The sequence below is a fragment of the Streptomyces sp. NPDC046716 genome, assembly GCF_040645755.1.
Lineage (GTDB): Bacteria > Actinomycetota > Actinomycetes > Streptomycetales > Streptomycetaceae > Streptomyces.
On sequence record NZ_JBEYYU010000118.1, the window covers coordinates 1 to 9,191 of the forward strand.

A 9,191-nucleotide genomic window follows, 5' to 3' on the forward strand; every position below is an offset into this window, starting at 1 on the left:
TACCGGCATCCTGGAACTGCGGGAGTTCCCGGCGGGGCCTGCGGGTTTGTATCCGGACCCGCGGACGATGGACGGGGTGCGCAGCCCCAGCGGCCTTCAGGGGAGGCTGCGCGAAGCGCATGCCTCAGGGGCGCGGGGAACTGCGCGACCAGCCACACTCAAGCCGCGCTCGACATATCAGCCCAACTGCTCGTACGCCGGGAGCGTCAGGAAGTCGGCGTAGTCGGCGTCCAGGGAGACCTGGAGGAGCAGGTCGTGGGCCTGCTGCCACTTGCCGGCCGCGAAGGCCTCCTCACCGATCTCGGCCTTGATGGCCGCCAGCTCCTCGGCGGCGACCTTGCGGGCCAGGTCGGCGGTGACCGTCTGCCCGTCCGCGAAGACGACACCCGCGTTGATCCACTGCCAGATCTGCGAGCGCGAGATCTCGGCGGTGGCCGCGTCCTCCATGAGGTTGAAGATGGCGACGGCGCCGAGACCGCGCAGCCAGGCCTCGATGTAGCGGATGCCGACCTGGACGGCGTTGACGAGACCGTCGTAGGTGGGCTTGGCGTCGAGCGAGTCGATGGCGATGAGGTCACCGGCGGCGACGGAGACGTCCTCGCGCAGGCGCTCCTTCTGGTTCGGGTTCGCACCCAGCACCTTGTCGAAGGACTCCATCGCGATCGGGACGAGGTCCGGGTGCGCGACCCAGGAACCGTCGAAGCCGTCGCCCGCCTCGCGGTCCTTGTCGGCGCGGACCTTCTCGAACGCCACCTTGTTGACCTCGGCGTCCTTGCGGGACGGGATGAAGGCCGCCATGCCGCCGATCGCGTGCGCGCCGCGCTTGTGGCAGGTGCGCACGAGGAGCTCGGTGTACGCCCGCATGAAGGGGGCCGTCATCGTGACCAGGTTGCGGTCCGGGAGCACGAACTTCTGGCCGCCGTCACGGAAGTTCTTGACGATGGAGAACAGGTAGTCCCAGCGGCCCGCGTTCAGGCCGGAGGCGTGGTCGCGCAGCTCGTAGAGGATCTCCTCCATCTCGTACGCGGCCGTGATCGTCTCGATGAGGACGGTGGCGCGGACGGTGCCCTGCGGGATGCCGACGTAGTCCTGCGCGAAGACGAAGATCTCGTTCCAGAGGCGGGCCTCCAGGTACGACTCCGTCTTCGGGAGGTAGAAGTACGGGCCCTTGCCGAGCTCGATGAGGCGCTTGGCGTTGTGGAAGAAGTAGAGGCCGAAGTCGACGAGGGCGCCGGGGACGGCCTTGCCGTCGGCGTCGACCAGGTGGCGCTCGTTCAGGTGCCAGCCGCGCGGGCGCATGACGACCGTGGCGAGCTGGTCGGCGTCCTTGAGCGCGTACGACTTGCCGGTGCGCTCGTCGGTGAAGTCGATGGAGCGGCTGTACGCGGAGGTCAGGTTGAGCTGGCCGCCGATCACGTTCTCCCAGGTCGGGGCCGAGGCGTCCTCGAAGTCGGCCAGCCAGACCCTCGCGCCCGAGTTCAGGGCGTTGATCGTCATCTTGCGGTCGGTGGGGCCGGTGATCTCGACCCGGCGGTCGTTCAGCGCGGCCGGGGCCTCGGCGACCTTCCAGGTGTCGTCCTCGCGGATCGAGGCGGTCTCCGGGCGGAAGTCGAGCGTGGAGGTGCGGGCGATCTCGGCGCGGCGCTCGGCGCGGCGGGCGAGGAGCTCGTCACGCCGGGGCGTGAACAGCCGGTGCAGCTCGGCCACGAAGGCGAGGGCCGCGTCGGTGAGCACCTCGTCCTGCCGGGGCAGGGGCGCGGCGTCGACGATGGCCAGCGGGGACGGCGCTGGTGCGGACATGAACTGTCACTTCCTTCAGCGAGCGGGCGCGGGCGTCGGCACGGGGTGCCGGGCGCGCCTGGGTACGGCTGCTGGCCCCGTTTCGGGGGACCGGCCCTTCTGATCAGTGGATACTAGTTTCCTCATTGTGGAAGTTCAATGGTTTGTTGATGTCGAGATTCTCCGGGTCGACAGACCGTGGCGCTCAGTGCCACCCCCTTCACCGAAGGTGCCGGAGGTCGGCCTCCGTGTCGATGTCGTACGCCTCGGCGATGTCCCCGCACTCCACGAGTTCCACCGCCGCCGCGTGCTCCTTGAGGTAGGCGCGTGCCCCGCGGTCGCCGCTCGCACTCGCGGCGATCCCGGCCCAGTGGTCACGGCCGAAGAGCACCGGGTGCCCGCGCTCCCCGTCGTACGCGGCCGCCGCCAGGGACGCGGGCGAGCGGAACGCCTCCCGGACCCGGGCCACCGCGGCCGACCCGATGCCGGGCTGGTCGACGAGCAGGACGAGCGCGGCCGCCGCGCCCGTCCCGGCGAGCGAGTCGAGCCCGGCCCGCAGCGACGAACCCATGCCGTCCGCCCAGCCGGGGTTGTCCACGAGCACGCACCCGTCGAGTGCCGCCCGCTCCCGTACGTCGTCGGCCGCCGCCCCGAGTACCACGTGCAGCGGCCCGCATCCCCCCGCGCGCAGGATCTGTACGGCGTGCTCCACCAGCGGCCGGCCGTCGTGCGGCAGCAGGGCCTTCGGGCGGCCGCCGAGCCGCCGCCCGCCCCCGGCCGCGAGCAGCAGTCCCGCGACCGCGCCTGAGTCTGTCGTCGTCATGGTCCCTGCATACCGCACACGGCCTCCGTCGGCGGCTCGGGCTTGCCGTGCGGCACGGCCCGTCCGAATGAAGTTGCTCTACGCAACGGACTGGCGCGGACGGGCCGGTGTGGCGTTAACTGGGCGGCCTCAAAACCGAGTTGCACGACTGACCACCGTGGGGCGCGGGACAGCGGGAGACGCACGACGAGGTGCGAGGGGGAGAGCTGTGTTGCGGAGCGTGGAGCAGAGAGTTGTGACGGGCAGCGACGAGGATCCGCGGGTGGCGGGGCTGCGTACGGCCGTGTCCCGGCTGCGGCGTGAACTGGCCGCCCATCCGGTCGAGTTCGCCGACCGCGGGATCGCCGAGGACGAACTCGCGGCCCTGGACGCCATGGCGGGCGGCGGACGGCCCGAAGTGCCACGGCTGCGCAGGTCGCTGCTGCTGGTCGCGGGGGCGATCGGCTCGGTGAGCGCGCTGTCCGGGGCGCTGTCCCAAGTACGCGGCGCCGTCGAGCTGTTCGGCACCGCGCCACCGTCGAGGAACTGAGCCGGTCACGCCACCCAGTGCGGCCGCCCCGGATCGTCGCCGGACCCGCCGATCCCGCCGTGCCACTGGTCCGCGGAGGCCGCGATCCGGCGTACCGCCTCGTCCAGCACGTCCACCGGCTGTGTGTACGGGAAGCGCAGCCGGTGCTCGAACGTCCCGGGATCCGCGCCGAACCGTGACCCGCCCTCGATCCGCACCCCGTGCCGCAGCGCGGCCCGGGACAGCGCGGAGGCGACCGGGCGGCCCAGATCGACCCAGAGTGACATCCCGCCGGGCGGCAACGCCCAGCTCCACGAGGGGAATTCACGCGTCAGCGCGTCCGCCAGATGGTCCCGCTGCGCGCGCAGTACGGGCAGCCGGCGGCGCAGCACCTCGGCCTCGCGGTCGATGAGCCGCCCGGCCACCAGCTGATCGAGGACCGACCCCGACATGTCGGCGGTCACCCGCAGCGCCGTCAGCTCGGTGATCAGCCGGGTGCCCGCGCGCACCCATCCCACCCGCAGCCCGCTCCAGTGCCCCTTGCTCAGCGAGCCGACGGTGACGATCTGCTCGCCGCCGCCCGATCCGGCCAGCGACGCGAACGGCGGTGGGGTCGGGGTGTCGAGCCCGATGTCCGCGACCGTCTCGTCGACGACCAGCCAGGTGCCGGTCGCCCGCGCCGCCGCGATCAGCTGCCGGCGCTGCTCCGGAGGCATCAGACGGCCCGTCGGGTTCTGGAAGTCCGGGATGAGGTACGCGAGCCGGGGCGCCGACTGCCGCAGCGTCGCGGCGAACAGCTCGACGTCCCACCCGTCCTCGGTCACCGGCACGGGGGCCGTCCGCAGCCCGAGCCGCCGGATCACGGACAGCGCGTTGGCGTAGGACGGGTTCTCCACCGCGATCCGGTCGCCGGGCCGGCCCAGCAGGGTGAGGGTGAGCGACACGGCCTGCTGGGCGCCGCTCGTGACGAGGATCTGGTCCGGCAGCGTCGGCAGCCCGCGCCGCGAGTACCGGTCGGCGATCGCGGCCCGCAGCTCCGGCAGACCGAAGGGGTGGTAGCCCGGCGTCGCCGCGTGCCGCGCCACGTCCGGCGCCGCCTCGGCGTACGCGGTGGTCAGCTCCTCGGTCACCGCGCCCGGCGCCGCGATCGCCAGGTCGATCACCCCGTCCCCGGCGGCCACGGTGGGGACGCTCGTCGGCCGTGCGCCCTCCGGCAGCTCCGTCCAGGTCCCCGAGCCGCGCCTGCTGTGCGCGTACCCGCTCTCCCGCAGCAGGTCGTAGGCGGCCGTGACGGTGGCCCGGCTGACCCCGAGCGCCGTCGCGAACTCGCGCTCCGCGGGCAGCCGCGTGCGCAGCGGGATCCGTCCGTCGAGCAGCAGCGTCCGCACGCCCTGCGCCAGCGCGCGGTAGCCGGGCCGCCGCCCGGCCGTCGTCGCGGTCACCAGCTCGGCGAGCCGCCGACTGCCGAGACTGTCCATAGTGCGGACCACTGCTTCTCCCGCCATGCCACATCTCCGGTATTGGCCCTGCTGTCCAGGCCAATCAGCGTACAGACTCGGACAGTGGCCGAGGAGAAGTGGCCCGGTGGCGCAGAGGAGGCGTGCGATGTACGACGACGGGTTCGGGGCCGGCCGGGTGGTGGTCGGAGTGAGCGGTTCCCCGGCGAGCCTCGCCGCGGTGCGCTCCGCGGTGGACCAGGCCCGTCGGTCGGGCCGCGCGCTGGTCGCCGTCGTGGCCTGGGAGCCGCCCGAGGGGGAGAAGCTGTACTCCCGCTGGCCCGATCACGCCTGGGCCCGCCACTGGCACGCCGAGGCCCGCGCCACGCTGGCCCGCGCCTTCGAGGAGGCGGTGGGGGGCTTGCCGCCCGACCTGGACGTGGCCCTCCGGGTGGTGCGGGGGCGTCCTGGTCCGGTGCTGGTCGGCCTGGCCGCCGGCCCGTCCGACCTCCTGGTGATCGGCGGCCACCGGGGCCCCGTGCACCGGTACACCCGTCGGCACGCCTGGTGCCCGATCCTGACCGTCCCCGTGCGCAAGGTCCCCCGAGCCGAACTGAGGGCTCTCCTGAGCCCCGCCAGGGGCGCGGGGAACTGCGCGAGCAACCACAGATGACCCGCGGACACGCCTGCGCCCCTAGCGGGGACGAACCAGGCCCCTGCTGATGGCGGCGGCCACCGCCGAGGTGCGGGAATCCACGCCGAGCTTGGCGTACACGTGCACCAGGTGGGACTTCACCGTGGCCTGGCTCAGGAACAGCTGACGGGCGATCTCGGCGTTCGACAGCCCGTCCCGCACCAGCTGCAACACCTCCAGCTCCCGTTTGCTCAACGCCTCACCGGGCGCCCGCATCCGGTCCATCAGGCGGAGCGCCACGGCCGGGGCCAGCGCGGAGCGCCCCGCGGCGGCGGTACGGACGGCCGCCGCCAGTTCCTCCGGCGGCGCGTCCTTCAGCAGATACCCGGAGGCCCCGGCCTCCACGGCGGCCAGAATGTCCGCGTCGGTGTCGTACGTGGTGAGCACCAGCACGCGCGGCCCGCCCGCGACCGCCGCGATCAGCGCCGTCGCCGCCGAGCCGTGCATCCCGGCCCCGAACTGCAGATCCATCAGCACCACGTCGACCCGCTCCGAAGCGGCCAGCGCCACCGCCCGCTCGGCCGACGCCGCCTCCGCCACGATCTCGAAGTCGGGCTCCGCGTCGAGGACGGCCCGCAGCCCGGCCCGGACGACGGGATGGTCGTCGGCGAGCAGCAGGCGGATCACGCGCCACCCCCGGCGGACAGCGGCACCGGCAGGGTGACGGCGACGGCCGTGCCCTGGCCCGGCGCCGACTCGACGGTGAACGTGCCGCCGAGCGCCCGCACCCGCGCCCGCATCGCGGGCAGCCCGAAACCCCCGTCCTGGCCGCTGTCGTCCGCGACGGCCCGCTCCGCGTCGAATCCGTCGCCGTCGTCCACCACGTCCAGGGTCACCGAGGTCTCCATGAAGCTGAGGGTGATCTCCGCGCGGCGCGCGTGCGCGTGCCGCACCGTGTTGCCGAGCGCCGACTGGGCGATCCGCAGCAGCGCCACCTCGTACGGGGCGGGGAGCGCGAGCGGGGTCCCGCTCGTCGTGAAGCGGGCGCTGACGCCGGGGACGGTCCCGCAGAGCCGTTCCAGGGCGCCGGCCAGCGAGCCGTGGTCGAGGTCGGGCGGGCTGAGCGCCCGCACGAAACGGCGCGCCTCGGCCAGATTGTCCTGGGCGGTCGCCCTGGCCTGCTCGATGTGGGCGGCGGCGGGGGATTCCGCGGGCAGATCACGCCCCGCGGCGCGCAGCAGCAGCTGGATCGAGGACAGGCCCTGCGCGAGGGTGTCGTGGATCTCGCGGGCGAGCCGCTCGCGTTCGGCGAGGGTGCCCGCGGTGCGCTCGGCGTCCGCCAGCTCGGCGCGGGTCGCGATCAGCTCCTCGATGAGCCGGCGCCGGCTCTCGCTCTCCCGGTACAGGGCCTGGTAGCCCAGCACGGTCGCGACGGCGACGGCGGCGCCGATCAGCGGCCCTATGAACGCGCCCGCGTTGAGCGGCGCGCCATGACCGACGTACGAGGCGATGGCCGCGCCCGCCGCCACCGCCACGGCCGGCACGCCCCAGCGGGCGGGCAGCAGATGGACGAGGAGGAAGTAGAGGGGGAAGGCCAGCCACAGGCCGTCGGGGGAGAGGGCGAGCAGCACCGCCCAGACCGTGCCGAGCACGGCGAGCCAGCAGGCGGCGCCCGCGCGGGTGGACCGGACGGCAGGGATCAGCGGACCGGCCGCGTACACCGCGCCCATCGCCGCGGCCGCGGTCACCACCGCCGCGGCCGGTTCGGCGGTCCGCCCGGTCAGGGCGCGCGCCACGACGAGGGCGAGCAGCCCCGCCGTGAGCAGGTGCAGACACAGGCGCAGCACGCGCAGGACGGGGGTGAGGGAGCGTGGATCCATACCGTTCACCAGCGTACGGAGGCAATCCCTCGAAGCGGTCAACCGAAAGGTTGAAAGCCGACTGCGTCCTTCGATTCGGGTGAAGTGTGCTGTGGCGCGATGCCCGGGCGGGCCGCCGGGCCGCAGGGTGGACGGCATGTTCGTCGCATGGAGAGATCTACGGTTCGCCCGGGGCAGGTTCGCCCTCATGGGCACCGTGATCGTACTGATCACGCTGTTGGTGGGGCTGTTGTCGGGGCTGACCGCCGGGCTCGCGCGGGACAACACGTCCGCGCTGACGGCGCTGCCGGCCGACCACATCGCGTTCGCCCGGCCCGCCGCCGGCCAGTCGGTGTCCTTCACCGGCTCGGCCGTCAACGAGAGGCAGTGGCGGGAGCTGGCCGCGCGGCCGGGCGTGCGCGGCGCCGAGCCGATCGGCATCCGCACCCTCAACGCGGAGGCGGGCGGCAGGACCGCCGCCGTCTCCGCGTTCGGGGTGCGGCCCGACTCCGGTCTCGCGCCCGACGACCTCGCCCCCGGCACCGCCATCCTGTCGCAGAAGGCCGCGCGGGAACTCGGGGTGCGCGCCGGCGGCACGGTCGCGCTCGGCGCCGGGAGGCTCACCGTCGCCGCCGTCTCGGGCGACGCCTCCTACAGCCACACGCCCGTCGTCTGGGCCGGTCTCGCCGACTGGCAGAAGCTCACCCGCTCCGGCGGCGCCACGGTCGTCGCCCTGTCGACCGCGTCCGGCGCCGGTCTCGCCGCCGCCGACCGGGCGGCCGGGACCCGCACCACCACCGTCGACGGCGCCCTGGAGGCCATAGGGTCCTACCAGGCCGAGAACGGTTCGCTGCAACTGATGCGCGGCTTCCTCTTCGTCATCTCGGCGCTCGTCATCGGCGCGTTCTTCACCATCTGGACCATTCAGCGCAGCGGCGACATCGCCGTCCTGAAGGCGCTGGGCTCGTCCACCGGCCATCTGCTGCGGGACGCGCTCGGCCAGGCCGTCGTCATGCTGGTGGGCGGCACCGCGCTCGGCACCGGCCTCGCCGCCCTCATCGGGGCGTTCGTGCCGGACAGCGTGCCGTTCGTGATGGAGCCGCTGACCACGATCGGCCCGGCCGTCGTGATGACCGTCCTCGGTGCCGTCGGCGCCGCCCTGTCCATCCGGCGGATCACCGCCGTCGACCCCCTCACCGCGCTCGGAAGTGCCCGATGACCCTGCTGCTCGAAGACATCACCCTGACGTATCCGGACGGGGAGGGGCGGCTGACCGCCCTGGACCGGGTGAGCCTGGAGGTTCCGGCGGGCGGGCTCACGGCCGTCGTCGGGCCGTCGGGGTCCGGCAAGTCCAGCCTGCTCGCCGTCGCGGCGACGCTCGTCACCCCGGACAGCGGGCGCGTCCTCGTCGGCGGCGCCGAGGCCACCGGGCTCGGCCGCGCGGCCGCCGCCGGGCTGCGGCGCGGGGCCATCGGCATCGTCTTCCAGCAGCCCAATCTGCTGCCGTCGCTCACCGCGCTCGAGCAGCTTCAGGTGATGGCCCATCTGGGCGGGCGGCGCGCTCGTGATGTGCGGGGCCGGGCCGTCGAGCTGCTGGACGCCGTGGGGCTCGCCGGGCAGGCCCACCGGCGGCCGCATCAGTTGTCCGGCGGGCAGCGGCAGCGGGTCAATATCGCGCGGGCCCTCATGAACGAGCCGAAGGTCCTCCTCGTCGACGAGCCGACCAGCGCGCTGGATCATGAACGGGGGGCCGCGGTGCTGGAGTTGTTGGGCGGGCTCACGCGGGCGCGGGGGGTTGCGACGGTGCTGGTCACTCATGACCGGGCGCAACTGGCTGTCGCCGACCGGGTCGTCGAGATGGTGGACGGACGTCTTGCCTCGGCCGAAGTGGGGAGCGTCGCCGAGTGACGGCCGGTGGGGGCTGGTCGCGCAGTTCCCCGCGCCCCTGAAGACCTGCGTCTGCCCCACGGGGTTCGTTGCGACCTGCGGGCCGGTGGCCTCTTCTCGCGCAGTTCCCCGCGCCCCTGAGACGAGCTCCGCTCGTCCAGGGGAAGGCGCTCCGGCGGGGAAGGCGCGCGAGGGTTTGGGCAGGACCCACGGCGCGCGGGTCATCGACTCGACGCCGCCGGTGAGCACGATGTCCGTGTCGCCG

Annotated in this window: 9 protein-coding genes; 4 read left to right on the forward strand and 5 right to left on the reverse strand. The window is 73.7% G+C overall.

Going from position 1 to position 9,191, the window contains the following annotated elements:
* Window positions 1-177 precede the first annotated feature (177 nt).
* A complete protein-coding gene (gene aceB / locus ABZ930_RS40765) occupies window positions 178-1,800 on the reverse strand; it encodes a malate synthase A (RefSeq protein ID WP_361560471.1) in 1,623 nt (540 codons plus the stop codon).
* A 199-nt stretch (window positions 1,801-1,999) separates the two neighbouring features.
* Entirely contained in the window at window positions 2,000-2,602 is a 603-nt protein-coding gene (locus tag ABZ930_RS40770; protein WP_361560474.1) for a nucleotidyltransferase family protein, read from the reverse strand.
* Between the two features lie 208 nt (window positions 2,603-2,810).
* Between ABZ930_RS40770 and ABZ930_RS40775 the strand changes: the two genes are divergently transcribed.
* Complete coding sequence (locus ABZ930_RS40775; protein ID WP_361560477.1) at window positions 2,811-3,131, forward strand: DUF5955 family protein; 321 nt, start codon at window positions 2,811-2,813, stop codon at window positions 3,129-3,131.
* Between the two features lie 5 nt (window positions 3,132-3,136).
* On the opposite strand, the gene ABZ930_RS40780 is transcribed toward ABZ930_RS40775, so the two are convergent.
* Window positions 3,137-4,615: a PLP-dependent aminotransferase family protein gene (locus ABZ930_RS40780; RefSeq protein WP_361560480.1), complete on the reverse strand. Its 1,479-nt coding sequence runs from the start codon at window positions 4,613-4,615 to the stop codon at window positions 3,137-3,139.
* A 100-nt stretch (window positions 4,616-4,715) separates the two neighbouring features.
* Here ABZ930_RS40780 and ABZ930_RS40785 point away from each other — a divergent pair, with 100 nt between their 5' ends.
* Window positions 4,716-5,219 carry a universal stress protein gene (locus ABZ930_RS40785; protein ID WP_361560483.1) on the forward strand — a complete coding sequence of 168 codons (504 nt, stop codon included), beginning with the start codon at window positions 4,716-4,718 and terminating at the stop codon, window positions 5,217-5,219.
* 21 nt (window positions 5,220-5,240) lie between these two features.
* Here ABZ930_RS40785 and ABZ930_RS40790 read toward each other — a convergent pair whose 3' ends face one another.
* Both ABZ930_RS40790 and ABZ930_RS40795 read right to left on the reverse strand, forming a co-directional pair.
* Entirely contained in the window at window positions 5,241-5,867 is a 627-nt protein-coding gene (locus ABZ930_RS40790) for a response regulator transcription factor (protein WP_361560486.1), read from the reverse strand.
* A complete protein-coding gene (locus tag ABZ930_RS40795; RefSeq protein ID WP_361560489.1) occupies window positions 5,864-7,060 on the reverse strand; it encodes a sensor histidine kinase in 1,197 nt (398 codons plus the stop codon). Before ABZ930_RS40795 ends, ABZ930_RS40790 begins: the two co-directional genes overlap by 4 nt.
* A 136-nt stretch (window positions 7,061-7,196) precedes the next feature.
* Here ABZ930_RS40795 and ABZ930_RS40800 point away from each other — a divergent pair, with 136 nt between their 5' ends.
* On the forward strand, window positions 7,197-8,258 hold the full coding sequence (locus ABZ930_RS40800) for an FtsX-like permease family protein (RefSeq protein ID WP_361560492.1): 1,062 nt from the start codon (window positions 7,197-7,199) through the stop codon (window positions 8,256-8,258).
* Window positions 8,255-8,947, forward strand: a complete 693-nt coding sequence (locus tag ABZ930_RS40805; RefSeq protein WP_361560495.1) for an ABC transporter ATP-binding protein — start codon at window positions 8,255-8,257, stop codon at window positions 8,945-8,947. Before ABZ930_RS40800 ends, ABZ930_RS40805 begins: the two co-directional genes overlap by 4 nt.
* Window positions 8,948-9,191: the final 244 nt, after the last annotated feature.

Coding starts and splice junctions, on each gene's coding strand:
- aceB (WP_361560471.1), bottom strand. CDS start 1,800: ATGTCCGCACCAGCGCCGTCCCCGCTGGCCATCGTCGACGCCGCGCCC.
- ABZ930_RS40770 (WP_361560474.1), bottom strand. CDS start 2,602: ATGACGACGACAGACTCAGGCGCGGTCGCGGGACTGCTGCTCGCGGCC.
- ABZ930_RS40780 (WP_361560480.1), bottom strand. CDS start 4,615: ATGGCGGGAGAAGCAGTGGTCCGCACTATGGACAGTCTCGGCAGTCGG.
- ABZ930_RS40785 (WP_361560483.1), top strand. CDS start 4,716: ATGTACGACGACGGGTTCGGGGCCGGCCGGGTGGTGGTCGGAGTGAGC.
- ABZ930_RS40795 (WP_361560489.1), bottom strand. CDS start 7,060: ATGGATCCACGCTCCCTCACCCCCGTCCTGCGCGTGCTGCGCCTGTGT.
- ABZ930_RS40800 (WP_361560492.1), top strand. CDS start 7,197: ATGTTCGTCGCATGGAGAGATCTACGGTTCGCCCGGGGCAGGTTCGCC.
- ABZ930_RS40805 (WP_361560495.1), top strand. CDS start 8,255: ATGACCCTGCTGCTCGAAGACATCACCCTGACGTATCCGGACGGGGAG.